Source organism: Mesorhizobium sp. LCM 4576, assembly GCF_001854815.1.
GTDB classification, from domain to species: domain Bacteria; phylum Pseudomonadota; class Alphaproteobacteria; order Rhizobiales; family Rhizobiaceae; genus Mesorhizobium; species Mesorhizobium plurifarium.
Genome location: NZ_MDDT01000023.1, coordinates 1 through 24,659, shown reverse-complemented (window position 1 = coordinate 24,659; position 24,659 = coordinate 1). Strand labels below are relative to the sequence as shown.

22 protein-coding genes and 1 tRNA gene are annotated in these 24,659 nt (G+C 64.6%); 15 read left to right on the top strand and 8 right to left on the bottom strand.

Going from position 1 to position 24,659, the window contains the following annotated elements; translation table 11 throughout:
- Nucleotides 1-130: 130 nt before the first annotated feature.
- Nucleotides 131-937 carry an undecaprenyl-diphosphate phosphatase gene (locus LCM4576_RS12840; protein WP_071032439.1) on the bottom strand — a complete coding sequence of 269 codons (807 nt, stop codon included), beginning with the start codon at nucleotides 935-937 and terminating at the stop codon, nucleotides 131-133.
- A 321-nt stretch (nucleotides 938-1,258) separates the two neighbouring features.
- On the opposite strand from LCM4576_RS12840, the gene LCM4576_RS12835 reads away from it, so the two are divergent.
- From LCM4576_RS12835 to LCM4576_RS12795, 9 genes are all read left to right on the top strand, one after another.
- Nucleotides 1,259-1,951 carry a glutathione S-transferase family protein gene (locus LCM4576_RS12835; protein ID WP_071032438.1) on the top strand — a complete coding sequence of 231 codons (693 nt, stop codon included), beginning with the start codon at nucleotides 1,259-1,261 and terminating at the stop codon, nucleotides 1,949-1,951.
- Nucleotides 1,932-3,083: a tRNA epoxyqueuosine(34) reductase QueG gene (queG, locus tag LCM4576_RS12830; RefSeq protein WP_071032437.1), complete on the top strand. Its 1,152-nt coding sequence runs from the start codon at nucleotides 1,932-1,934 to the stop codon at nucleotides 3,081-3,083. Before LCM4576_RS12835 ends, queG begins: the two co-directional genes overlap by 20 nt.
- A gap of 13 nt (nucleotides 3,084-3,096) precedes the next feature.
- Nucleotides 3,097-3,999, top strand: coding sequence for an SDR family oxidoreductase (locus LCM4576_RS12825; RefSeq protein WP_071032436.1), 903 nt, complete (start codon nucleotides 3,097-3,099; stop codon nucleotides 3,997-3,999).
- Between the two features lie 147 nt (nucleotides 4,000-4,146).
- A complete protein-coding gene (gene mepA / locus LCM4576_RS12820; protein ID WP_071032435.1) occupies nucleotides 4,147-5,229 on the top strand; it encodes a penicillin-insensitive murein endopeptidase in 1,083 nt (360 codons plus the stop codon).
- An 89-nt stretch (nucleotides 5,230-5,318) separates the two neighbouring features.
- A complete protein-coding gene (locus LCM4576_RS12815) occupies nucleotides 5,319-6,338 on the top strand; it encodes a glucokinase (RefSeq protein ID WP_071032434.1) in 1,020 nt (339 codons plus the stop codon).
- Between the two features lie 130 nt (nucleotides 6,339-6,468).
- The gene (locus LCM4576_RS12810) at nucleotides 6,469-8,340 is read left to right on the top strand and encodes an ABC transporter ATP-binding protein (protein ID WP_071032433.1); all 1,872 of its coding nucleotides are present in this window, start codon (nucleotides 6,469-6,471) and stop codon (nucleotides 8,338-8,340) included.
- Nucleotides 8,337-9,158: a 4-hydroxy-tetrahydrodipicolinate reductase gene (dapB, locus tag LCM4576_RS12805; protein ID WP_071032432.1), complete on the top strand. Its 822-nt coding sequence runs from the start codon at nucleotides 8,337-8,339 to the stop codon at nucleotides 9,156-9,158. The genes LCM4576_RS12810 and dapB overlap by 4 nt, the downstream gene beginning before the upstream one ends.
- 78 nt (nucleotides 9,159-9,236) lie before the next feature.
- Complete coding sequence (locus tag LCM4576_RS12800; RefSeq protein WP_041012346.1) at nucleotides 9,237-9,857, top strand: 2,3-bisphosphoglycerate-dependent phosphoglycerate mutase; 621 nt, start codon at nucleotides 9,237-9,239, stop codon at nucleotides 9,855-9,857.
- Between the two features lie 313 nt (nucleotides 9,858-10,170).
- Nucleotides 10,171-10,255, top strand: a tRNA-Leu gene (locus LCM4576_RS12795).
- Between the two features lie 458 nt (nucleotides 10,256-10,713).
- On the opposite strand, the gene LCM4576_RS35790 is transcribed toward LCM4576_RS12795, so the two are convergent.
- The 4 genes from LCM4576_RS35790 to LCM4576_RS36290 all read right to left on the bottom strand — a co-directional run bounded on the left by LCM4576_RS35790 (nucleotide 10,714) and on the right by LCM4576_RS36290 (nucleotide 14,199).
- Nucleotides 10,714-10,890 (bottom strand): hypothetical protein, encoded by a 177-nt coding sequence (locus tag LCM4576_RS35790; protein WP_116389944.1) that lies wholly within the window; start codon nucleotides 10,888-10,890, stop codon nucleotides 10,714-10,716.
- A gap of 325 nt (nucleotides 10,891-11,215) precedes the next feature.
- Nucleotides 11,216-12,064: an aspartate/glutamate racemase family protein gene (locus LCM4576_RS12785; RefSeq protein ID WP_244510792.1), complete on the bottom strand. Its 849-nt coding sequence runs from the start codon at nucleotides 12,062-12,064 to the stop codon at nucleotides 11,216-11,218.
- A 27-nt stretch (nucleotides 12,065-12,091) separates the two neighbouring features.
- A complete protein-coding gene (locus LCM4576_RS12780; RefSeq protein ID WP_071032429.1) occupies nucleotides 12,092-13,333 on the bottom strand; it encodes a D-amino acid dehydrogenase in 1,242 nt (413 codons plus the stop codon).
- A gap of 95 nt (nucleotides 13,334-13,428) precedes the next feature.
- Complete coding sequence (locus LCM4576_RS36290) at nucleotides 13,429-14,199, bottom strand: hypothetical protein (RefSeq protein WP_131803246.1); 771 nt, start codon at nucleotides 14,197-14,199, stop codon at nucleotides 13,429-13,431.
- A gap of 254 nt (nucleotides 14,200-14,453) precedes the next feature.
- Between LCM4576_RS36290 and LCM4576_RS12775 the strand changes: the two genes are divergently transcribed.
- Nucleotides 14,454-15,425 (top strand): GIY-YIG nuclease family protein, encoded by a 972-nt coding sequence (locus LCM4576_RS12775; protein ID WP_157901212.1) that lies wholly within the window; start codon nucleotides 14,454-14,456, stop codon nucleotides 15,423-15,425.
- Nucleotides 15,426-15,493: 68 nt separating this feature from the next.
- On the opposite strand, the gene LCM4576_RS12770 is transcribed toward LCM4576_RS12775, so the two are convergent.
- The 3 genes from LCM4576_RS12770 to LCM4576_RS12760 all read right to left on the bottom strand — a co-directional run bounded on the left by LCM4576_RS12770 (nucleotide 15,494) and on the right by LCM4576_RS12760 (nucleotide 19,840).
- Nucleotides 15,494-16,663, bottom strand: a complete 1,170-nt coding sequence (locus tag LCM4576_RS12770) for a PLP-dependent aspartate aminotransferase family protein (protein ID WP_071032427.1) — start codon at nucleotides 16,661-16,663, stop codon at nucleotides 15,494-15,496.
- Nucleotides 16,660-18,096 (bottom strand): pyridoxal-phosphate dependent enzyme, encoded by a 1,437-nt coding sequence (locus tag LCM4576_RS12765; protein ID WP_071032426.1) that lies wholly within the window; start codon nucleotides 18,094-18,096, stop codon nucleotides 16,660-16,662. The genes LCM4576_RS12770 and LCM4576_RS12765 overlap by 4 nt, the downstream gene beginning before the upstream one ends.
- 403 nt (nucleotides 18,097-18,499) lie before the next feature.
- A complete protein-coding gene (locus tag LCM4576_RS12760; protein WP_071032425.1) occupies nucleotides 18,500-19,840 on the bottom strand; it encodes an FAD/NAD(P)-binding protein in 1,341 nt (446 codons plus the stop codon).
- Nucleotides 19,841-20,362: 522 nt separating this feature from the next.
- On the opposite strand from LCM4576_RS12760, the gene tauA reads away from it, so the two are divergent.
- The 5 genes from tauA to LCM4576_RS12735 form a co-directional block, all read left to right on the top strand.
- Nucleotides 20,363-21,376 carry a taurine ABC transporter substrate-binding protein gene (tauA, locus tag LCM4576_RS12755; RefSeq protein WP_071032424.1) on the top strand — a complete coding sequence of 338 codons (1,014 nt, stop codon included), beginning with the start codon at nucleotides 20,363-20,365 and terminating at the stop codon, nucleotides 21,374-21,376.
- Nucleotides 21,377-21,541: 165 nt separating this feature from the next.
- Nucleotides 21,542-22,315 (top strand): taurine ABC transporter ATP-binding protein, encoded by a 774-nt coding sequence (locus LCM4576_RS12750; protein WP_071032423.1) that lies wholly within the window; start codon nucleotides 21,542-21,544, stop codon nucleotides 22,313-22,315.
- Complete coding sequence (locus tag LCM4576_RS12745) at nucleotides 22,312-23,175, top strand: ABC transporter permease subunit (protein WP_071032422.1); 864 nt, start codon at nucleotides 22,312-22,314, stop codon at nucleotides 23,173-23,175. The genes LCM4576_RS12750 and LCM4576_RS12745 overlap by 4 nt, the downstream gene beginning before the upstream one ends.
- Before the next feature lie 23 nt (nucleotides 23,176-23,198).
- Nucleotides 23,199-23,402, top strand: coding sequence for a hypothetical protein (locus tag LCM4576_RS12740; protein WP_071032475.1), 204 nt, complete (start codon nucleotides 23,199-23,201; stop codon nucleotides 23,400-23,402).
- 432 nt (nucleotides 23,403-23,834) lie between these two features.
- Nucleotides 23,835-24,659, top strand: an 825-nt coding sequence (locus tag LCM4576_RS12735; protein WP_071032421.1) for an aliphatic sulfonate ABC transporter substrate-binding protein, incomplete at its 3' end; no start/stop codon positions are given.

Here is a 24,659-nt window from a genome sequence, read left to right as displayed (position 1 = left end):
CCCCCTTGTGGGGAGGGTCGGTGAGCAAGCGACGCGAAGCGTCGGTGGCGAACCGGGGCGGGGGTACGGCGCGGCCCCCACCCCGATCCGCTTTGCGGATCGACCCTCCCCACGAGGGGGAGGGTAAGGTTCACCCCCAAACCATCAGCCCCGCCAGCCCCACAATCCCCACCACCAGGCGCCACCAGCCGAACAGCGCGTAGCCTTTGCGCGAAACGTAATCGAGCAGGAAGCGCACGACGATCAGCGCGGCGACGAAGGCGGCGATGAAGCCGACGGAAATGATCGGCAGGTCGGCCGAGGTCAGCACGTTGCGGTTCTTGAAGAGATCGAAGGCGAAGGCGCCGACCATGGTGGGCATGGCGAGGAAAAAGGAGAACTCGGCCGCCGCGCGCTTGTCGACGCCCATCAGCAGCGCGCCGACGATTGTCGAGCCGGAGCGCGAGGTGCCGGGGATCAGCGACAGGCACTGGAACAGGCCGATCCTGAGATAAACGCTCAACGGGAAGCGCTCGACGTCGTGATGCACCGGCTTGAAGTTGATGCGGTCGACGACGAGCAGCACCACGCCGCCGACGATCAGCATGCTGCAGATCAGTTTTGGCGATTCGAACAGATAGTTTTTGATGAAGTCATGACCCACCGCGCCGATGACCGCCGCCGGCAGGAAGGCGATCAGGATGCCGATGACGAAATGCCTGGTCTGCGGGTCGCTGGGCAGCTTGATCAGCATCTGCCAGAGCTTGCCGAAATAGACACTCAAAATGGCCAGGATCGCGCCGAGCTGGATCAGGATCTCGAAGGCCTTGCCGGTGGAGCGGAAGCCAAGGAAATGGCCGGCAAGCAGGATGTGGCCGGTCGAGGACAYCGGGATGAACTCGGTCAACCCCTCCAAAAGCCCAAGCAGCAGTGCTTCGACGATGGTCTGGCTTTCCATGGCAACCTCTGCTTTTGGGTGACGGCTAAGGGAAGGGCTTGCTTGTCATGGGGCGGAAGTGCCCCTATAGGTCGCAACACCATGACAGTCCCTGGAATCGGGCGGCCAAGACTTACCGGCGCCGTTAACGATTCGCCAGTGTGGCAATCCGGAATTCGCCGTGCCTCGGAGCAGCGCAATGTGCGAATTCCGGATTCTGAGCCACACCGTCAACTTCAAGTTCTAGTGTGGTTTTGGATTTGAAGTTCCTGGACGCTGATGCCATTGAGGGTACAGGAACTTCAAATCCACCACACTAGTGCGCCCTATCATCGCGGAACCATGCTGACGCTTTTCCATCATCCCATGTTCGCCACCTGCCGGTTCGTGCGCCTCGCCTTCGGCGAGTATGGCGAGGAGCTGGCGCTGATCGAGGAAAAGCCGTGGACCCGGCGCAAGGAGTTCCTGGCGCTGAACCCGGCCGGCACCCTGCCGATCCTGCTCGCCGAAGGCGACGTGCCGATCGTCGGCGCCATGGTGATCGCCGAATATCTCGACGAGACGCGCGGGGTGCTGAAGCGCGACAAGAGGCTGTTCGCCGAGGACCCGATGCAGYGCGCCGAAATCCGCCGGCTGACCGACTGGTATCTGGCGAAGGCCGAAAGCGAGGTGACCCGCCACCTCGTGCGCGAGCGCGTGCTGAAGCCGGTGATGCCGGAAACCGCCGGCGGCGGCTCGCCCGATTCGGCGGCGATCCGCGCCGCGCGCGCCAACATCCGCCAGCACATGAAATACACCAACTGGCTTGCAGGCACGCGCCATTGGCTGGCCGGCAACAAGGTGACCTATGCCGACCTCGCCGCGGCGGCGACGCTTTCGGTGCTCGATTATCTCGGCGAGATCGATTGGCGCGAACACGGCGCCGCGCGCGAATGGTACACGCGGGTGAAATCACGGCCGTCGTTCCGGCCGCTGCTCTCCGACCGGGTGCGCGGCCTGTCGCCGGTATCGCATTATGMGGACCTCGACTTCTGAAAACCTGCGCGCGCTGATCGACGCCGAGGCGCGCCGCGCCGGCTTCGAGGCGGTCGCCGTGACCCGCCCGGATGCGATCCCGCTGGCGCCCGCTCGCTTGGCCGAATTCGTCGCCGACGGTTTCCACGGCTCGATGGCGTGGATAGCCGAGACGGTTCAGCGCCGGGCCGAGCCCTCGACGCTGTGGCCGGAGGTGCGCTCGATCGTCGTGCTGGCGATGAATTACGGCCCGGACCGCGATCCGCGCGATATCCTCGCAAAGTCCGACCGCGGCGCGATCTCGGTCTATGCGCAGAACCGCGACTATCACGACGTGATGAAGGGCCGGCTGAAGGRGATCGCCGGCAAGATCGTGGCGAAGGCGGGCGGCGACGTAAAAGTGTTCGTCGACACCGCGCCGGTGATGGAAAAGCCGCTGGYGGAAGCCGCCGGGCTCGGCTGGCAGGGCAAGCACACCAACCTGGTCAGCCGCGCGCATGGCTCGTGGCTGTTCCTCGGCACGATCTTCACCACGGCCGAGCTGGAGCCGGACCAGGCCGAGATCGACCATTGCGGTTCCTGCCGCGCCTGCCTCGACGCCTGCCCGACGAATGCTTTCCCGGCGCCTTACCGGCTCGATGCGCGGCGCTGCATCTCCTATCTCACCATCGAGAACAAGGGGCCGATCCCGCGCGAATTCCGCGAAAAGATCGGCAACCGCATCTATGGCTGCGACGATTGCCTGGCGGCGTGTCCCTGGAACAAGTTCGCCACCGCGGCATCCGAGGCGAAGCTTGCCGCGCGCGCCGAATTGYGCGAGCCGCCACTGTCGGAGCTGCTGGCGCTCGACGACGCGRCATTCCGCGCCTTCTTCTCGGGCTCGCCGGTCAAGCRCATCGGCCGCGACCGTTTCATCCGTAACGTGCTGATTGCCGCCGGCAATTCGGRCGATGCTTCGCTGACGCCGGCGGTGCGCGGACTGCTCGGAGACGGCTCGCCGCTGGTCAGGGGTGCGGCAATCTGGGCCCTGTCGCGACTGCTCTCCGGCCGCGAATTTGGCGACCTTGCCGCCAAGACGTCGAAGACCGAAAAGGATGCCATGGTCCTGGACGAATGGCTGGCGGCGGCGGCAAATCCGGCGAAGGCCGATTGATGGGGGTTCATCGATGAGCGAAAGACGCTTCTTCATCTTCGGCGCCGGCTACTCGGCCAAGGCTTTCGCGCGGGCCAACGCCCAACATACGCCGGTCTCCGGCACGACCCGGGCGCCGGAAAAGTTCGAGGCTCTGCGATCGGCCGGCATCGAGCCGCTGCAATTCGACCGCGAGTTGTCGCCCGCGCTCGGCGACGCGCTCGCCAGGACCACGCATCTCATCGTCTCGGTCGCTCCCGACGACGCTGGCGATCCGGTGCTCAACGCCGCCGGCGCAACGATCCGGGCAAACATGCCGGCGCTCGAGTGGATCGGCTACCTCTCCACCGTCGGCGTCTATGGCGACCATGGCGGCGCCTGRGTGGACGAGACCGGCGACTGCCGGCCGGTTTCGAAGCGCTCGGTGATGCGGGTGGCGGCCGAGCAGCAATGGCTGGCGCTTGGCCGCGAGATCGGCAAGCCCGTCGCGACCCTGCGTCTGTCCGGCATATACGGGCCCGGCCGCAACGCGCTGGTCAATCTCGCGGACGGCACCGCAAGGCGGCTGGTCAAGCCGGGGCAGGTGTTCAACCGCATCCATTGCGACGACATCGCCGGGGCGCTCTGGCATCTCGCCGACAACAATCTCGGCGGGATCTTCAACGTCACCGACGACGAGCCAGCGCCGCCACAGGATGTCGTCGCCTATGCCGCTGGGCTGATGGGTGTCGAGCCGCCGCCTGAAATTCCCTTCGAGACCGCCCAACTTTCGCCCATGGCGCGGTCTTTCTATGGCGAGAACAAGCGCGTCGCGAATCAGGCGATCAAGGCGGCCGGCTACAGCTTTCGGTTTCCCAACTACCGGGTGGCGCTGGAGCGGATGTGGGCCGAGGGCAACTGGCGGGACGGAGAGYCGCGCAGCCCGATGCGAGGATGATGCCGAAAAGTGTGAAGCGGTTTTCGGACGATATCATCCTTCTTGATCTAGCGCTGATGATCGATGCGGGATACGCGGCGTGGTATGATTCGTTCCCTATCGGGTTCGCCTGACCATGCGGCAAAGACTGGAGAGGGACCCAGCCTGATGAATTTGYGATCGCTGCCTGACCGCAAGCCGTTCCTCACCGCCGCGCTGGCGCTGGTCGCGCTCGCYGGGCTGGCGGCGGCCGCCATTTCGGCCGAACCCCGCGCGAAGGAGCTGTTCGGCGCCCGAAAACTGCCGGCGGTCGCGCCCGCGCAATCCTTCGGCTTCTACTCGAAAGGCTGCTTCACCGGAGGCGTGGCGCTGCCGATGGACGGGCCGACCTGGGAAGTGATGCGCCCGTCGCGCAACCGCCGCTGGGGCCATCCGGCGATGATCGCGCTCATCGAAAAGTTGTCGCGCGACGCCCAGGCGGATGGCTGGCCGGGGCTTCTGGTCGGCGATGTCTCGCAACCGCGCGGCGGACCGATGATGACCGGCCACGCCTCGCACCAGATCGGGCTCGACGCCGACATCTGGCTGACGCCGATGCCGAAGCGGCCGCTGACCATGGCGCAGCGCGAGACCATGAGCGCGACGCTAATGGTCAATGAGAAGACGCATCTGGTGAAGGACGCTCTGTGGACGCCGGCGCACACCAGGTTGCTCAAGCGCGCGGCGAGCTATCCGGAGGTCGAGCGCATCCTGGTCAATCCCGGCATCAAGAAGAAGCTCTGYGACACCGTCACCGGCGACCGCTCCTGGCTGCGCAAGGTCCGGCCGTTCTGGGGCCATGACTATCATTTCCACATGCGCATCGGCTGCCAGCCGGGYTCGCCCGGTTGCAAGGGGCAGGAGGCGACGCCCCCGGATGACGGCTGCGGCAAGCCGCTGGCCTGGTGGTTCACCGAGGAGCCGTGGCGGCCGAACAAGAACCCGGACGCCCCCAAGGCGCGCGACCTGATGACGATGGCCAATCTGCCCAAGCAGTGCCAGGACGTGCTCGATGCGCCGGACGCGCCGTCGCTGGAGGCGGTGACCTATCATGGCGGAAGCGCCGCCGCTGTGGCCGTGGCCGAACCTGAGCCGAGCGAGYCGGCACAAACCATCTCCAGCGGCAACGCCGCCATGCCGGCGGCGGCGAGCGCCTTCGCGCCGACGCCCAAGATCGGCATCCCGCTGCCAAGGCCGAGACCGGGGAACTGACGCCAAGCGGGCTTCCCCTTTGTGGGGTCATGCGCTAGTCAATCGATTGAAACGGCGCGATTGGCGCCGCAACGAGGACGATCAAGAGCATGGCAGGCGAAGACGAGAAGGGGCTGCGGTTTCCGGTCCTGATCGGCGACATTGGCGGCACCAATGCGCGCTTCTCGATCGTGCTCGACGCCAATTCGGAGGCGACCGAGCCGCATATCGTCCAGACCGCGAATTTCAAGACCATCGACGAGGCGATCCAGGCGGCGGTGCTCGACCGCTCGTCGATCCAGCCGAATTCTGCGGTGCTGGCGATTGCCGGGCCGGTCGACGGCGACGAGATCCCGCTCACCAACTGCCCCTGGGTGGTGAAGCCCCGGCAGATGTTCGCTAATCTGGGCCTGAGCGAGGTCGTCGTGCTCAACGATTTCGAGGCGCAGGCGCTTGCCGTGGTGGCGCTCGGCGAAGAGCATATGGAAAAGATCGGCGGCGGCACGCCGGAACCCAATGCGAGCCGCGTCGTGCTCGGCCCCGGCACGGGTCTTGGCGTCGCCGGGCTGATCTATGCGCTCAACCACTGGATCCCGGTGCCGGGCGAGGGCGGGCATATGGATATCGGCCCGCGCACGCCGCGCGACTTCGAAGTCTTCCCGCATATCGACAAGCTCGAAGGGCGCATCTCCGGCGAGCAGATCCTGTGCGGGCGCGGACTGGTCAATGTCTATCGCGCCGTGGCGAGGGCCGACGGCAAGCCGGCGCCCTTCGYGACGCCGGCCGAGATCACCGGCGCTGCGCTCGCCAAAACCGACGCGGTGGCCGAAGAGGCGTTGGCGCTGTTCGTCACCTGCCTCGGCCGCACCGCGGGCGACCTCGCGCTGGTGTTCATGGGCCGCGGCGGCGTGTTCCTCACCGGCGGCATCGCGCAAAAGATCGTGCCGGCGCTGAAGGAGGGCAATTTCCGCGCCGCCTTCGAGGACAAGGCGCCGCACAGCGCGCTGATGCGCGAAATGCCGGTCTATGTCATCACCCATCCGCTGGCGGCGCTGCTCGGGCTCGCCGCCTATGCCAGGACACCGTCGCTGTTCGGCGTCAACACGGCGGGGCGGCACTGGCGGACCTGATCCCGCCCGGATTCGGGCTGGCGATCGGCCGGCGCGACGAAGTTTCGCCATAGGCAAGCCGTAGCCGGGGCGCTAAGAGGGGTGCCGAGAGGCAGCCCTGTCCGACGAAAACCCACGAAGCGCCCCTGATTTGACCGTTCAAACTTCACTCAAACTGAAAGTCCAGCCCACCGAGGTCAGCGCGGTGCTCCGCCGTATCCTGGCGGAAAACGGCAAGGAATACCGCTGGACCTATGTCGTTGCCGTCGCCTGCCTGCTGATCGTTTCGGGCACCACCGCCTTCACGGCGTGGATCATGGCGCCGATGATCAACCAGATCTTCTACGAACGGCGCAGCGACATGATCGTCTGGATCTGCGCCGGTTTCATGGGCGCCTCGCTGCTGCGCGGCTTCGCCGGCTACGGCCAGGCGGTGTCGTTGGCCAGGATCGGCAACAATCTGGTCGCCCGCTATCAGAAGCGCAGCTTCGACCATCTGATGAAGCTCGGCGTCGATTTCTTCAACGAGACCCGTTCCGGCCGGCTGGCGGCTCAGGTGAACGAGAATGTCGGCGGCATCCGCGACCTGCTGTCGCTGACGCTGACCTCCATCAGCCGTGATGCGGTCTCGCTCGTCGCCCTCGTCGGCGTGATGATCTACCAGGATCCGGTGCTGTCGCTCAGCTCGCTGCTGATCGGGCCGCCGCTGATCTGGGCCGTCGTCTACATCACTCGCCGCCTGCGCAAGATCAACCGGGAATCCGTGCTGATCAACTCGCGGCTGAACGGGTCGGTGCAGGAGGCCACGCAAGGCATCGCCATCGTCAAGGCCTTCACCCTGGAGGACGAGCTGGCGCGCCGCATCGGCATCATGGCCGACACGGCCGAGCAGCGTAACAACAAGATCGCCCGCGTCGCGGAGCGGCTGTCGCCGATTTCCGAGATCCTGGGCGGCCTCGCCATCACCGCCGTGCTCGCCTATTCCGGCTACCGGGCGCTGGTGCTTGGGCAGCCGCCGGGCGCGGTGTTTTCCTTCATCACCGCGCTGATCCTGGCCTACGACCCGGCGCGGCGCCTGGCGCRCACCCAGGTCGGCATGGAGCGCGCCCTGGTCAACGCGCGTATGATCTACGAGCTGCTCGACCTCGAGCCGAAGCAGGGCGACGCCCCAGACGCGGTCGAGGCGAAGGTCACCACCGGCGAGGTGCGCTTCAACAATGTGACCTTCGGCTACAACGCCGACACGCCGGTGCTGAGGGATCTGAGCTTTACCGCCGCGGCCGGCAAGGTCACGGCCGTCGTCGGAGCTTCGGGCGCCGGCAAGTCGACGATGGTGGCGCTGCTGCAGCGCTTTTACGACGTCGACAAGGGCTCGATCGAGGTCGATGGCCAGGATATCGCCAAGGTGACCAAGCATTCGCTGCGCCAATCGATCGCCTATGTGGCGCAGGCGCCCTATCTGTTCGAAGGCACGATCCGCGACAACATCCGCTACGGCCGGCTCTCGGCCACCGACGCCGAGATCGAGCAGGCGGCGAAACAGGCGGCGGCCGACGAGTTCATCCGCCAGCAGCCGGAAGGCTACGACACGCCGGTCGGCGAAGGCGGCTCGACCCTTTCCGGCGGCCAGCGCCAGCGCGTGTCGATCGCGCGCGCCATCGTTCGCCAGGCGCCGATCCTCCTGYTCGACGAGGCGACCTCGGCGCTCGACAACGAGGCGGAAGCGCGTGTGCAGGAAGCGCTGAGCCATGTGATGGAAGGGCGCACGACGATCGTGATCGCGCACCGGCTCTCGACGGTGGTCAATGCCGACCACATCATCGTGCTGGAAGAGGGGCGGCTGGTCGAGGAAGGCACGCATGCGACGCTGATGGCCGACCCGCACAGCCTCTATGCCCGCTTCCACCGCATTCAGGGCAAGAAGGGRCTGGGGCTTGTCGACGACGTCAAGGCAAGCCAGACTTCGGCCCAAACTCCGGCGCCGCGCAGCCGCGCCAAGAAGACCGTCAGGAGAAGCGCATGAGTGTATCAGGCGATATGGGCCTGGTGGTGGTGGGCGCCGCAGGCCGCATGGGCCAGACGCTGATCCGCGCCATCCACACCATGCCCGGCGCGCGCGTCGCCGCCGCGATCGAACGGCCGGACTCCCCGCATCTCGGCAAGGATGCCGGCGAGCTCGCCGGCATCGGCACCATCAACGTGCCGATCGTCGACGACCCGCTGCCGGCCTTCGCCAAGGCCGATGGCGTGCTCGATTTCACCGCGCCGGCGGCAAGCGTCGAATTCGCCGGCTATGCCGCGCAGGCGCGCATCGTCCATGTCATCGGCACCACCGGCTGCTCGGCCGAGGACGATGCGAAGATCGCCGCCGCCGCGCGCCATGCGACCATCGTCAAATCCGGCAATATGAGCCTCGGCGTCAACCTCTTGGCGGTGCTGGTCGAGCAGGCGGCGAAGGCGCTCGACCCGGAGGATTTCGACATCGAGATCCTGGAAATGCACCACCGCCACAAGGTCGACGCGCCGTCCGGCACGGCGCTGCTGCTCGGCGAGGCGGCGGCCAAGGGCCGCGGCATCGATCTTGCCGACAACAGCGTCAAGGTGCGCGACGGCCATACCGGCGTGCGCAAGGCGGGCTCCATCGGCTTCGCCACGCTGCGCGGCGGCTCCGTCGTCGGTGACCACAGCGTGATCCTTGCCGGCACCGGCGAGCGCATCACGCTGTCCCATCATGCCGAGGACCGGGCGATCTTCGCGCGCGGCGCGGTGAAGGCCGCGCTCTGGGCACGCGGCAAGAAACCGGGCCTTTATTCCATGCGGGATGTGCTCGGACTCTCCTGACACAAGCCTGAAGCATTTCGTTCTTACGCAGTTCCGGACTGAAATCGTTGGAATTGCCCAAACCCCAAAGGAGCTGACATGTCGGGAACTCTCGTGCTCGTGCGCCACGGCCAGAGCGAATGGAACCTGAAGAACCTGTTCACCGGCTGGCGCGACGTCGGCCTGACCGAGCAGGGCACGGCGGAAGCGCTCGCGGCCGGCGAAAAGCTCAAGGCGCGCGGCCTGAAATTCGACATCGCCTACACCTCGGCCCTGCAGCGGGCGCAGAAGACCTGCCAGCTGATCCTCGACGTCGTCGGCCAGAGCGATCTCAAGACGATCCGCGACCAGGCGCTCAACGAGCGCGACTATGGCGACCTCTCCGGCCTCAACAAGGACGACGCGCGCAAGAAATGGGGCGAGGAGCAGGTGCATATCTGGCGCCGCTCCTACGACATCGCGCCGCCCGGCGGCGAAAGCCTGAAGGACACCGGCGCGCGCGTGTGGCCCTATTACCTGCATGACGTGCAGCCGCATGTGCTGCGCGGAGAGACGGTGCTGGTCGCCGCGCACGGCAATTCGCTGCGCGCGCTGATCATGGCGCTGGACGGCAAGAGCGGCGAGGAGATCGTCAAGCTCGAGCTCGGCACCGGCGTGCCGATCGTCTACAAGCTCAACGCCGATTCGACAGTGGCGTCGAAAGAGGTGTTGGAGGGGTGAGGAGCAGCTTCCTTCTCCCCGTCACTATACGGGGAGAAGGTGCCCGAAGGGCGGATGAGGGGCAACTCCGGCTTCGGCGACTAACTCCTCCGTGCTCCAAGCGAGAGCCGGAACCCCACCCGATCAGCGTCGGCGCCGCCCCTCACCTGCCTGCCGGCATCCTCTCCCCGTATAGTGACGGGGAGAGGGAAGCTCCCGCCGCCGGTTTCGCCAATCGCTGGCGTCGCAGGAAGAGCAATGACGGGCAGCGCCAAGGTCGACAAAAAAAGCGCGTTGACACATATCGTTTGYCCGCTTACTAGAGCGCCCACCAGCCCAGATGGCGGAATTGGTAGACGCGCACGGTTCAGGTCCGTGTTCCGCAAGGAGTGGAGGTTCGAGTCCTCTTCTGGGCACCATCTCATCCCGACTGCCAACGGGATCGATAAGATAAGCCTTCTCGATTCATTGTGTTCGCCGACCTTTTTGGCGATCGGTTGGCTATGCGCCTTCCCCCTGGTTGTCTTCGCTGATCCGCAAGCTGGCTCCCCGAAGCGGGAGACCGAGGCGGAACGCAACGCGTTGCGATCCGAAATTGCCTCGGTCCGTGCTGTAGAACAGCGTGCGGGAACGGAGCTCCGGCAACCGGGACCATCCGGCGGTCGCRCTGGCGGCAAGGCCCCGCCCCCTGAAGGCTTTCACCGTCACCAGCCCGAGTTCGGCGCCGGCGTCCGCCAACCGAGCCGCAAAGGCGATGGAAGCGACCTCCCARCACAGCTTAACGGTTCGACGACGCGGGTCCAGCGTCGACCCTGATGTTCGCACGATCCCGCTTTTGAAAGCRCCTATCGGATGAGGTCGCCTGTCAGCCGTCCCGCTATTTCACCGAACTCGTCACGGTCGGATCGACGGCGTCGGGCACGGATTTGCGCTCATTGCCGGCGAAGATGCCRATGAGCAGCAGGCTGAGCACGACCGGCACAAACAGGATGGCAACGCGCGCCTGCACGTAGAAGATGGCACGCCATTCGTTTCGCTTTTCGTCGTTCATCATGCTTCGCTCTGTGGTGCCTCCCGGCGAGGGGACATAGAGACGAAGCGTTAAACATCTCCTTCCGATTCGGTTAACGAGGGACGATCTGCTGTAATCGCATAGGGCAGCGCAGCCCCCTCTCCGTCCGCTTCGCGGACACCTCTCCCCACTTTGTGGGGGCGAGGAAAYGCTAATCGTCGACGGCGCGCCCTTCGCAAGCCTGGGTTCCTCGCCCCGCCAGGGGCGGGGAGAGGTGGCTCGGCGAAGCCGAGACGGAGAGGGGAGCGGCCTTTGCGATTAACCGCTGGATGCGCTTCCTATCCCCCTGAAAGTCCGCCCCCGCCGATCAAACAGCCGGCAGCGCGAACAGCCTCCCACCGGCCGGCACGACGTCGTCGATGCCGGCGAGGCGCAGGCAGTGYCAGGCCATGGCGTGGTTGGAGGAGGTGACGGGAATGCCGATGCGCCGCTCCAGCTCCGCTACCGCTTCGGCAACGCGCAGGCTGGTGCAGGAGATGAAGATCGCTTCCACGCCTGGCACTTGCGCCATGCGCTCCGCCGCCGCCTCGATCGAAGCGAGCGAGATGCGGGCCGCCTCGCGGTCGTCGCGCCGGTCGAAGGTGGCGACGGCGGCGATGTCGAGGCCACGGCCGCTAAAATAGCGGACCAGGCCCTGGTTGATCTCCGGCGCATAGGGCGTGAGCAGGCCGATGCCTTTGGCGCCCAATGCCTTGAAGGCGGCCAGGGCGCCGGTGACCGGCGTGGTGCAGGCGACGCCCGGCCGCGCCTTCCTGATCTCGGCGAACACAGCCTCCTCGCCGAGCGTCATGGTGGCCGAGGTGCAGCCGAAGCCGACGACGTCTAGCGGGATCGAGGGCAGGATGAGATCGACGGTGGGCGCGATGCGCGGCCCCATGGCGCGTAGCGTCTCCGGCGTGATGTCGTTGTCGTTGAACAGACGCGCCTCGTAGAAGGCGACGCCCGGAATGCGCACCAGCGCCCGGAATTCATGCTCCAGCGTCTGGTCGGTGGCAAGGATGGCAAGCCCGATCGCCGCGCGCGAGGCGAGGCCGCCGTCGATCTCGGATGGCAGCACGCCCAAGTCGACAGGCTTGGGGTCAACCGGTCCCGAAGATTGAGGGCGGGTGGCAGCCGCGCTGACAGACATGGCATTCCCTTTCATGGTCGATTTCATGGGTCGATCCCCTCCGGGATCATGCTCTCAGTTCAAAAGACCGTCCATCGAGATCGCCGGCTTGCGGCCGGCGATGAGGTCGGCGGTGATGCGGGCGGAACCATGCGACATGGTCCAGCCGATATGGCCGTGCCCGGTGTTGAGGTAGAGATTGCGCAAACGCCGCTGGCCGAACTCGGGGAGATTGTTGGGAGTCATGGGCCGCAGACCCGCCCACATCTCGGTGCGGTCATAATCGGCGCCTTCGGGATAGAGCTCCTCGGTCACGCCCTTCATGAAGGCAAAATCGGCCGGCTTGTGGCTGGTGTCGTAGCCGGCGAACTCCGCCGTGGCGGTGACGCGGACACGGTCGCCGAAGCGCGAGATGGCGACCAGATTGTGCTCATCGACCGAAGCAACTGTCGGCGGCGCCGGGCGGTTGCCGACAGGAATGGTCAGCGAATAGCCCTTGATCGGGTAGATCGGCAGGCTGATGCCGACCGTCTTGGCGACCAGCGGGCTGTAGGAGCCGAGCGCCAGCACATAGGCGTCGCCCTTGACCGCGCCCTTGTCGGTCAGCACCTGGGCGACGCCGTCGCCTGATGTCTCGATACGGATAATGGTCGTGCCGGTTCGGATCTCGCCGCCGCGCTCGACAACCTTGGCGGCGAGCGCGCGGGTGAATTTCGCCGGGTCGCCGGTCTCGTCGGTCGGGCAATGGATGCCGCCGRCGATTTTTTCTTTTGCCGAAGCCAGTGACGGGTCGAGCGCGACGATGGCGTCGCGGTCGAGCACCTTGATCAGCTGTCCGTCGGATTCGAGCAGCCGCATATGCTCGACGCCTTTGTCGAGCGCCTGCTGGCTGCGATAGAAATAGAGGATGCCGCGATCGTTGCGGTCGTATTCGATCGCCTCGTCGGCGATGACCTCTTGCAGGACCGATTGCGAGTAGACGGCGAGACGATGCTTGAGCAGCGTGTTGCGCCTCGCCTTCTCGGCCGTGCATTCCATCAGGAACAGCCACGACCAGCCGTAGAGCCTCGGATCGGCCGAGAGTTTGAAGCGCAGCGCCTGGTCTTTCAGCACCAGCGATTTCAACAGGATCATCGGYGCCCTGGGCGAGGACCAGACGAAGGAATGCCCCGGCGCGATCATRYCGGCATTRCCCCAGYTGGTCTCGGCGGCGACTTGTTGCTGCCKCTCGAGGATGACAACCTCGTGCCCGTCCTTCTGCAGCTGATAGGCCGTGGTGACGCCGACCACGCCGCCACCCAACACGATCACGCGCATGGCGCCTCCGGGGATCGCAAGTTGGCTCACTGTAAAGTGTAATCYGGAATTGCAAAGCCCGGACGAATAGTCCACGGCGATTACACTCTTGGTGCTTAGGACGGCTGATCACACCACCATCTGGATTCATGAATATCTATCGGCGTCGCRCTGCAAGCTGGGCAATGCCAAAAGTTCTTAGCTAGTTGCGTCCCRCTGAATTCCCCATCGCAGTGGAGACAAAACCACTCGGAACTAACGCCACCAAAAAGAGGGTGCTGAGCATTGCCTTCGGCATCTGGGATTGTTGACCGGCGCGGCCAATCCGAGGCGATCCGTGCATGTACCTGTGCGGCCCGCATATTGGCTGCAGCCATCGCTTTGGCTAAGAAATTTTCGTCCGAAATCGGATTTAGTTTGAGCCGCCGATCCGTAAGGTGAACTTCAGGTTTGGCTGTCGGAGCTTCGGGGATCAGAATTCGCCACCCCCGTCCCTCCATGATCACATCGTCTAACAGGACCATGAGTCGGAATTGATGTCCGTCCAATTCTCCAGTGATCTCATCTGCCGAAAAGGGATCGTAATTAGTTTGTGACGTGGAGCTGGTTATCGTTAGCCCCACGACTTGAGAAAATGGGCTCAAAGCTGCCCCTCCAATGTCCTTTGACCTTAGAGGGTTCRCGGCGCCCAACAGATTTTCCGCAGCCTCTAAGTCTGTCGACGATGGGCGCCATCCTTTCTTGAAGTCACTCATGAGTGCATTCCAGTGAGGGAAGCCCAGCTCACGCGCGATTAGCTCAAGAGCGTCAATGTGCTTGGTCCGCTGGGCGCGCGCCAGCCTCTTCGCAAGCGTTTTGATGATGTCGAGATTTTCTGTCGTAGCCATGATCCATTCCTGATCTCAAACGGACTCGACAAGGTGCCCACTGCAAGTCGAATCCGCCCAATCGGGAACGGCATCAACACAATCTGAAATGTCGCACTGCCATTAGCTTCGCATGATGGGCACACCGRCCTGTGCGCAAGGCCGACTCCGATTTTGAACCGCTGTCCGCTTGTCGTCAAGCGCCAAAGGCGAAGACAAACGGGAGGTGTATCTAGTACACCTGCTGCGGAATGCTCCGAGGGGACGGCAAAATAATGGTTGAGTCAAAGCAGGTATGGCTTCGCGCATTTTGGGGGTTTGATCCAGAAAACGAGGGTTACTAYGGCTTCACACACGAGGGAGATCGCATAGCGTTTGCTAAAAACGCTAAAGCGGGAGACTGGGTGCTTATTTATGGAGCGATCAGTCATCATACGGCTGACAACGAAAAGCGCCAAGCGCTAGGAWTTTTGGAGCTATCTGAAGAGTTCTGTTTTGACGTCGACCGTATGTCCCAACAGGCGATTGATCGACGGGAGAAAGGAAAATTTTCGCATAGATGGAATTTCGGGCTGAGGGTCACGCGCGCTTGGCGGCTTCACAACAACGTCCATATTAAGCACATTGCGGTCGAGGCGTATGCAAACTTGCATCGTTTCGAACGAACTACGCGTGGCATCCTTCTCAATGCGAAGGAACAGGAGCGGGCGCTTAGCTATCCGATATATGAAGTTAACGTTTTTGGTGAGTCTCCGATACCCGCCACCGCCGTTTTGGATACGGCTCAAGCTGCAACTATCTTCGAGCCGTCCAAAGGGCCTCCACCGAGCTTCGGCATAAAGACGGTTATCACTGAGGACGGTGAAAACAAAATTTATCTTATGAAGTTCTCTGGCGCAGTCGAAATCTTGCTTGGTAAAAGCCATTCAGATTATGGAAAAAAGCTATTCAAGGTAGGACGAAGCAATGATCCCAGGCGCCGGCTTTCCGAGCTAAACTCGGGGTTTCCGAAATCGTCAGTCGTTAGCTGGCAGCTGGTCTCAACTCACCCCTATAAAGAYGGCCAATCAGCTCACAATTCAGAGACATTGTTGAAGAATGTATTCGCGACGAAGTTCGATTCCGTTGGCGGAGAATTCTTTATTGGGTCAGAGATCGATATCCAGAGCGCCTTTGTTCAGCACTGCGTCTCAGCTTCGCCCGTGATTAAAGGTGCACCGGCGAAACTCAAGAAAAAATTCGCATAGAAGCTCCTGGCGTTAGGTGCAGCCACGTTGAATTGTTGCGTGCGCGGGATAACGCTGCCGGCTAGGTGTTATTCTCGCAGCGCCTGCTCCAGATCCGCGACCAGATCATCCCCATCCTCGATCCCGCAGGACAGCCGCACCAGCGAATCGGTGATCCCGATCGCCGCGCGCTTTTCCGCCGGGATCGAGCCGTGCGTCATCAGCGCGGGATGCTCGATCAGGCTTTCGACGCCGCCCAGGCTTTCGGCCAAAGTGAAGAGCTGGGTGCGTTCGAGGAAGCGCTTCGTGCCGGCAAGGTCGCGGTCGAGGTCGACCGAGATCATGCCGCCGAAGGCGTGCATCTGCTGGACGGCGATGGAGTGCTGTGGATGGCTGGCGAGGCCGGGATAGATGACGCGGCGGACGTCTTTCCGCGTCTCCAGCCATTGCGCAATTTTCAGGCCGTTGGCCGAGTGGCGCTCCATCCTCAGCGCCAAGGTCTTGATGCCGCGTAGCGCCAGAAAACTGTCGAACGGGCCGGAGATGCCGCCGATGGCGTTCTGCAGGAATTTCAGTTGCGCCGCGAGATCCTTGTTGTCGCCGACGACCGCGACGCCGCCGACCATGTCGGAATGGCCGTTCAGATATTTCGTCACCGAATGGACGACGATGTCGATGCCGAGCTCGAGCGGGCGCTGGATATAGGGGCTGCAAAAAGTGTTGTCGGCGACGGTGAGCAGGCCCTTGCGTTTAGCGAGCGCGGCGACCGCTTCGAGATCGACGATGCGCAGCAGCGGATTGGTCGGCGTCTCGACCCAAAGCAGTTTCGTCTCCGGGCGGATCGCGGCTTCGACGGCGGCCAGATCGGTGAAGTCGGCGAAGCTGACCTGCAAGCCCGCCGAACGCTTGCGCACCCGCTCCATCAAGCGGAACGAGCCGCCATAGATGTCGTCGGTGGCGACGATATGGGCGCCGGCGTCGAGCAGTTCCAGCACCGTGCCGATCGCCGCCAGGCCGGAGGCGAAGGCGAAGGCGGCCGAGCCGCTTTCAAGGTCGGCGACCGCGCGCTCGAAGGCAAAGCGCGTCGGGTTGTGGCTGCGGGCATATTCAAAGCCCTTGTGCACGCCGGGCGACTGCTGGCCGTAGGTGGAGGTGGCGTAGATCGGCACCATCACCGCGCCGGTCAGCGGGTCGTGGCTCTGGCCGCCATGGATGGTGCGGGTGGAAAAGGCCAGGCGGTTCTTGCCGTTCGAAGTCATTTTGCGCGGCGCCTCAGATGGTTGATCAGGTCGATACGGGTTATCAGGCCGATGAACTCATCGCCATCGAAGACGATGGCGACCTCGTTGCGGTCGAAGACAGGCAGCAGCGCATCGAGCGTCTGATTGGCCTGCAGCGTATGCAGGTTGGACGTCATGGCCGTGCGCACCGGCGCGTTGAAGCGGTCCCAGCGGCCGTCATAGGGGCCGTCGACCTTGGCCAGGATGTCGCTTTCGTCGACGATGCCGACCAGCCTGCCTTCATCCAGCACCGGCAATTGCGAGACATCGGAACGGCGCATGCGGCCATAGGCGTTGAGCAGGCTTTCCTCCGGTCCGACCCAGACGGTGTCGCCGGTGCGGTGCGAGCGCATGACGAGGTCGCGCAAATCGCCATGCTGCTCCTGCTCGGCAAGCCCCTGCTCGGCCAGCCAGAAATCGTCGAAGACTTTCGACAGGTATTTGTTGCCGCTGTCGCAAACGAAGGTCACGACGCGCTTGGGCGCCGTCTGCTCGCGGCAATAGCGCAGCGCCGCCGACAACAGCGTTCCGGAGGACGAGCCGGCCAGGATGCCTTCCTTGGACAAGAGATCGCGCACCGCCAGCATGCTCTGCTTGTCGGGGATGGAATAGGCCTTCTTCACCAGCGAAAGATCGGCATTAGGCGGCACGAAATCCTCGCCGATTCCCTCCACCGTCCARCTGCCCGCCTCCTCCATCTTGCCGGTCTTGATCAGCGGCGCCAGCACCGAGCCGACCGGATCGGCCAGCACCATCTCGGTCTTGGGCGAATGCTTTGCGAAAAAGCGGCCGAGGCCGGTGAGCGTGCCGCCGGAGCCGACGCCGACCACCACCGCGTCGACATCGCCGCCAAGCTGCGAGAAAATTTCCGGCCCGGTGGTCGTCTCATGCGCCAGCGGATTGGCAGGGTTGGCGAACTGGTTGGCATAGAAGGCGCCGGGCAATTCGGCGGCGATCTTCTGYGCCATGTCCTGGTAATATTCGGGATGGCCCTTGCCGACATCGGAGCGGGTCATGCGCACTTCGGCGCCCAAGGCCCGCAGGTGCTGGATTTTTTCGCGCGACATCTTGTCGGGCACGACCAGGATGATGCGGTAGCCTTTCGGGATGCCGACCTGGGCAAGGCCGAGACCGGTGTTGCCGGCGGTGGCCTCGACGATCGTGCCGCCGCGCTTCAACTTGCCCGCCTTTTCCGCCGCCGCGATCATCGACAGCGCGATGYGGTCCTTGATCGAGCCGCCGGGATTCTGGCTTTCGAGCTTGATGAACAGGCGGCATTTGCCGGTGTCGAACCTGGTCAGCTCGACGACCGGCGTCTGGCCGATCAGGTCGAGCACCGAGGCGTAAGGCGGGCGAAGTCTCGACAGATTGGTGTCCGCGCCGCCGGGCGCTGCTTTTGTCTGCTCGCTCATCTTGAGTGCTCCATCGAAGCAGTTCGAGGCGGGTGTTGGCAATCTTGCGCATCGAGCCGCCGGAATCCATTCCGGCTTCGCGGATCGCGCGAGGTGTCTTTTCCAGCCCTTTGCCTTCGGAAAGAAGATAGATCGTGCCAATCCAGCGGCGAGTGGAGGAATGGAATTTCGCGGAGAGGGCTCTATCGCCTCTCCCGTTTGAAGGCCGGCGGGACAGCGCCCCCCTCTGTCCTGCCGGACATCTCCCCCACTTGGGGGGAGATCAGCAGCTCCGCCCGTAGCGCCTTTTCTGCAATATTGGCGATTGGCGAAAGCCGCGGCGACAGCCAATCTCCCCACTTGTGGGGGAGATGGCCGGCAGGCCAGAGGGGGGCGCCGTAGAGCGCCTACCTCGGCAGAAATTTCACCCCAACAGCTGCCTGCTCAGCTTCGCGCTTTGCACGCGTATATCGGGGATGGCGTCGATCTCGAAGAAGGTGCCGCGCGTCAGCGGCCCGACGGCGAGCAGCTTCGACGACACCGTGCCGTCGGYGGCGATCAGCTCGCATTTCGCCGTGACGTCGAGGCCGAGACGCAGCGGATCGGGCCGCGCCAGGCCGCGCTCGATCAGCGAACGCACGACGCCGTTCGACGTCCTCGAAATGTCGCGGGCAATGCCCATGCAGTCATAGAGGCGGGCGACCTCCAGGGTCTCGATATCCTGCGTGCCGCGCGGCTGGACTTTTACGACGAAGCTGCCGTTCGCCGCGATATTCACCACCCTGCCGGCGACGAGGCGGATGCGGCCCGACCCGACCGCTTCGGTGACGCGCGCGTAGACTTCCGGCGCCATGCGGTGGCGGTGGATGTCCCACCAGGCCTTGGTATGCTCGACGAAGCGGCGCTTGGCCGAGGAAGGCCAGTTCTGCCAGATCGTCTGGTTGAAGGGTCTTAAGCCGTCGACGACGTCGCGCCAGTCGCCGCCGRCCTTCTGGGTCTCGCGGATCAGATTGCGGAACCAGCCGACGAAATAGGAAAGCTGGGTGCCGAGCGGAATATCGGCGATATCGAGCTTGATCGGATTGCCCTTGCGGTGCGGCGACGGCAGCAGGCCGCGCCGCGAGACCGCGACGATGGCGCCGCGATGGCCGCGCTGTTCCAGCGACAGGAAGGCGTCGACCATGCTCAGGCCCGTGCCGAGCAGCAGGACGGCGGCCTCGGGATCGAGCGCGGTGTCGGCCTCCGTTCCCATGCGGATCGCATGGCCCTGGAAGGCGCCAGGCTGCTCGTCATGGCCGGTGGCAAGCACGGCCAGATGGCCAACGACGCTGGTGCCGTTGGCAAGCACCACCTCGACACCAGCCGGCGTCGGCGAGATCGACAGGCTCTCCTCGGCAATCAGCCGCAACCGGCCGGTCTCGCGCTCACGTTCCACCAGATCGTCGAGCAGCTCCTTCAGGTAGCGCGCATAGAGGCTGCGCGGCGCGTAGAACGGTCCCTGGTCCGGCTTGGCGAAGCCGCGCTCCAGCACCCAGCGTGCGAAATGGGCGGGGTCGTCGGCATAGGCGCTCATGCCGGAGGCTTTGACGTTGAGCACATGCGCCGACAGCAAAGTGGAATAGGCCATGCCCTGGCCGAAATGCGGCCGCTTCTCGATCAGCGTGACGCGCAGATCCGGATTGGGTGATTTGAGCAGATGCGCGGCCAGCACGACGCCRCTGGCGCCGCCGCCGACAATGATGATGGAATTGGCGCGTCCAACCATGATTGCGAGCCGAAACGTAACGGAGCGGTCAGCGCGCGGCCAGCGCCGCGGGCGGCCCCGGCCGCAAGCCACGAACGATCGCCGGAACGGTTTTCAGAAGGTCGCGCATCGTTCTCTCACTCCCAATGTTGATAAGATTACTATACTAACCGAGCCAGGCACGAAACCGGCTTTTCAATTCACCTGCCCTTTGAAGCATGGATTTGCCGAGACGGGGTGACAGGAGAATTTTCGTTCGCTGGACCGATCACCCTTGGCGATTGGCTACGCCATCCCTTTCGGTCGCATTCCAGGGTCTGCGCGCGTCGCTTTGCTCCTTGCTCCGCCCTGGAATGACGAAGAACGCAGGTTGCCGTCCGTTACAGCACGCCGCGACCGTCCTTTTGCGCCTCCGCCGTCGGTACCCGGCGACACTTTTCCAACAAAGCGCGCTTCGTTGGAAGGATTTAACTCTACAAACCCGATAGAATTAACGGACGATAGAAAGGCAATCCAGTTTTTCGGGGTTTWTGGAGCCTTTCAATGTCAAYCCTTTCACGACGCGTTCTGCTTTTCTCGTCGGCGGCGCTTACGGCCGCCGCCCTGCTCGGCCCGGCCAGCGCCGAGGACCTCAAGATCACCATCGGCTACCAGACGGTGGTCGAGCCCTCGAAAGTGCCGCAGGCCGACGGCGCCTATGAGAAGGCGACCAAGGCGGCGATCGACTGGCGCAAGTTCGATTCGGGCGCCGACGTCATCGCCGCGATCGCCTCCGGCTCGGTCGATATCGGCTATGTCGGCTCGAGCCCGCTGGCCGCGGCCGCCAGCCGCGAATTGYCGGTTGAGACCATCTTCGTCGTCGGCCTGATCGGTCCGTCGGAAGCGCTGGTCGCCCGCAACGGCGCCGGCATCGAGAAGGTCGCCGACCTCGCCGGCAAGAAGGTCGCCGTGCCGTTCGTCTCGACCACGCATTACAGCCTGCTCGCGGCGCTGAAGCATGAAGGCGTCGACCCGAAGTCGGTGCAGATTCTTAATCTGAGGCCGCCGGAGATCGCCGCCGCCTTCGCGCGCGGCGACATCGACGCGGCCTATGTCTGGGATCCGGCGCTCGGCCAAGTCAAGACCACCGGCAAGGTGGTGCTGGACTCCGCGCAGGTGGCCGCCTGGGGCGCGCCGACCTTCGACGCCTGGATCGTGCGCACCGATTTTGCCGAAAAGCATCCCGAGGCCGTCCGCGACTTCGTCAAGGTGACCGGCGAGGCCTATGCCCAGTTCCTCGCCAAGCCGGAGGCCTGGTCGGTGTCCTCGCCGGAAGCGGGCAAGATCGCCAAGCTCACCGGCGCCAAGCTGGAAGAGGTGCCGGAGCTGCTCAAGGGCTATGTCTTCCCGTCGCTCGAGGAGCAGGCCTCGGACAAGTTCCTCGGCGGCGCCACCGTCAAGGCCGTCGCGGCGACATCCGCCTTCCTCAAGGAGCAGGGCAAGGTCGACGCGGTGCTGCCCGACTATTCGAAATATGTGACGGCCAAATACGCCAGCGAGGCGCTCGCCTCGAACTGAGCTTTCTCCATGCAATTCCCGGAAGGATGACCGCCTTTCCGGGGATTGTTCGGAAGCGCGGCGCCTTCTTCCCTTGGCCTTGCGCTTGCCTGTCCCGAAGCCGCTTACGAGGCGCGGCTTCGGGGCAGGCCCAGGATACAACGCCCTGATCCAGTAGAGGCCCGAATGACGCATCTCACCCTCGACAAGGTCAGTGTCCATTATGAYGGCCAGCCGGCACCGGCGGTCGAGCGTGTCTCGCTCGACATTGCGAAAGGCGATTTCGTCGTGCTGGTCGGCCGGTCCGGCTGYGGCAAGACCTCGCTGCTCAACGTCGCCGCCGGCCTGGTCGAGCCCGCAGGCGGCTTGGCCACGGTGGGTGGCCGGCCGATCACCGGACCCGGATCCGACCGCGCCGTGGTGTTCCAGAACGATGCTTTGTTCCCCTGGCTGACGGCGCGGGAAAACGTCGCCTTCGCGCTCAGGCTGCGCGGCGTGCCGGCCGACAAAAGGGCGCGCCGCGCCGACGAATTGCTGTCGCTGGTCAAGCTCGGAGACGCCGGCGACAAGCGCATCTGGGAGCTTTCCGGCGGCATGCGCCAGCGCGTCGGCCTTGCCCGGGCGCTCGCCGCCGAACCCGAATTCCTTCTGCTCGACGAGCCGCTCGGCGCCCTCGACGCGCTGACGCGCGAGCGCATGCAGACGACGCTGCTCGATCTGTGGGCCGCCGCCCATGTCGGCGTGCTGATGGTGACGCACGGCATCGAGGAAGCGCTGGTGCTCGCCACCCGCATCGTCGTGCTGGCGCCGGGGCCCGGCCATGTGGTGCGGACATTCGAAACGCATTTCGGCCGCCGTTACGCGGCCGGCGAGCCGATCCGCGCGATCAAGGCGGATCCCGCCTTCGCCGCGGCCCGCGCGGAGCTGACCGACGCGATCTTCGAGGGAGAGGCAGCATGAGCGTCGGCGCCTATAGCGAACGTCCGGCTGCGAAATCTGGCGAGAAAGACGGTTTCTCCGTGCCATGGTCGCGGCCCCGGCCAAAGCCGAGACGGGCGGTTTCAGCCCGGCTGGTCAGCGCGATCACCATCCTCGTGCTGCTGGCCGCCTGGACGGTGGYGGCTTCGCTGCAGCTGGTATCGCCGGTCTTCCTGCCCTCGCCCGCCGCGGTCTGGGCCAAGTTCGTCGTCGTCGCCCGCGATGGGTTCGTCGACGCGACGCTGCTCCAGCACCTCTTCGCCTCGCTGTGGCGCGTGTTCGCGGCGCTGATCGCCGCGATCGTCGTCGGCGTCCCGGTCGGCCTCGCCATCGGCATCAGCCGGATCGGGCGCGGCGTGTTCGATCCGCTGCTCGAGTTCCTGCGGYCGATCCCGCCGCTCGCCTATCTGCCGCTGATCATCATCTGGTTCGGCATAGGCGAGCCGTCGAAGATCCTGGTGATCGCCATCGCCATGCTGGCGCCGGTGGCGCTGTCGACGGCCGCCGGGGTGCGCGGCGTGTCACGCGAGCGCGTCGACGCGGCGCGCTCGCTCGGCGCAACGCGCGCGCAAGTCATCCGTCATGTGGTCCTGCCCAGCGCGCTGCCGTCGATCCTCACCGGCCTGCGCATCGCGCTCGGCGCCGGCTGGTCGACGCTGGTGGCCGCCGAGCTGGTGGCGGCGACGCGGGGGCTCGGATTCATGATCCAGTCGGCGGCGCAGTTCCTGGTCACCGACGTAGTGGTGATGGGCATCCTGGTGATCGCGATCATCGCCTTTGCCCTCGAATTCATCATCCGCCGGATCGAGCGCGTGCTGGTTCCCTGGGCGGGGCGGGAGTGAACGAAAGCGAAGGAGTAGGACTTGTGACCCATTCCACCGCAGTGCTGTTTGCGCATGTCGGCGCTTGGCTGTTGCGTCTGCCGCCGAGCGACAAGCAACGGGGAGACGACCGGCCGCCGCAGGACGAAGCGAAATCGCCGACCCCGGTGTCGTTTGCCGGCGAACGCGATCGCCTGCCGCCGCGCGACGAGAGTTTCTACTGGGCCTGGCAATACTGGTCGCAGTGAGCGGGTCGTCATCGCGCGCTAGCCCTGYGACTTCGTCATTCTAGGGCGGAACCGCGCCGATTGGTTGCAGCCGCCCGAACCTCGTCATTCTAGGGCGGAGCAAGGAGCGAAGCGACGCGCGCAGACCCTAGAATCCATTCCGTTACACCCGCCGAAGATTGCTGCGGTCCAGAAAAGAGATGCAACCGCTGGCGCAGCAGTGCAAATGCCTGCACCGCCACGGCGCCTCGAAGTCACGGCATGGATCCTCGGGTCTACGCGCGTCGCTTCGCTCCTTGCTCCGACCGTGGATGACGAAAGGAGGCTGCGCGCAGAAAATATTCCATCAAACCCGCCGAACTCGCAAGATCGTTCCTCTACTAACTTTATAGATTTACCTAGCCTGATCTCATTCCAACGGCCCGGCAGCCCCGGCCATCGAAGGAGAGGGTCATGTTCAATCTGACGAGACGCGCTTTTGGCGGCGGCCTGCTGGCAGTGGCGGCCTTTGCCGCATCCTTTGGGACGACGTCCTTGGGCGCCGCGGCGCAAGAGCTCAAGTCCTTCAACATCGGCTACCAGAAGACCGGCCTGCCGGTGATCGCCAGGCAGCAGCAGATCATCGAAAAGGCGCTGGCCGACAAGGGCGTCACGGTGAAATGGGTCGAGTTCACCGCCGGCCCGCCGCTGGTGGAAGCCTTGAATGTCGGCGCCATCGATGTCGGCTGGACCGGCGACGCGCCGCCGATCTTCGGCCAGTCGGCCGGCGCCAACATCGTCTATGCGGCGGCGCTGCCTTCGAATGGCGACGGCGAGGCGATCTTCGTCAAGCCGGCCTCGCCGATCCAGTCGCTGGCCGATCTCAAGGGCAAGCGCATCGGCGTCGGCAAGGGCACCAGCGCGCATAACCTGCTGGTCGCGGCGCTGGAAAAAACCGGCATCGCGTTCGACCAGGTCACGCCGGTCTATCTCAGCCCGGCCGACGCGGCCGCCGCCTTCGCCAGCGACCAGATCGACGCCTGGGCGGTATGGGATCCGTTCTTCGCCATCGCCGAGACCCGCTACCAGCCGCGCGTGCTTGCCCGCTCAAGCGACGTGCTCAAGGTCAACACCTATTTCCTCGCCAACAAGGATTTCGCCAAGGCGCATCCGGATTTCGTCTCGACGACGATCGGCGCGCTCGGCGACGCGGCCAAATGGGCCGACCAGAACCGCGACAAGGTGGCCGAGGCGCTGCATGAGGTGACCGGCGTGCCGCTCGACGCGCAGACGATCGCC

What these genes read in the sequence shown, in the direction of transcription:
- LCM4576_RS12800 (WP_041012346.1), top strand. Translation starts at nt 9,237, where the DNA reads ATGTCGGGAACTCTCGTGCTCGTGCGCCACGGCCAGAGCGAATGGAAC.
- LCM4576_RS12770 (WP_071032427.1), bottom strand. Translation starts at nt 16,663, where the DNA reads ATGACTTCGAACGGCAAGAACCGCCTGGCCTTTTCCACCCGCACCATC.
- dapB (WP_071032432.1), top strand. Translation starts at nt 8,337, where the DNA reads ATGAGTGTATCAGGCGATATGGGCCTGGTGGTGGTGGGCGCCGCAGGC.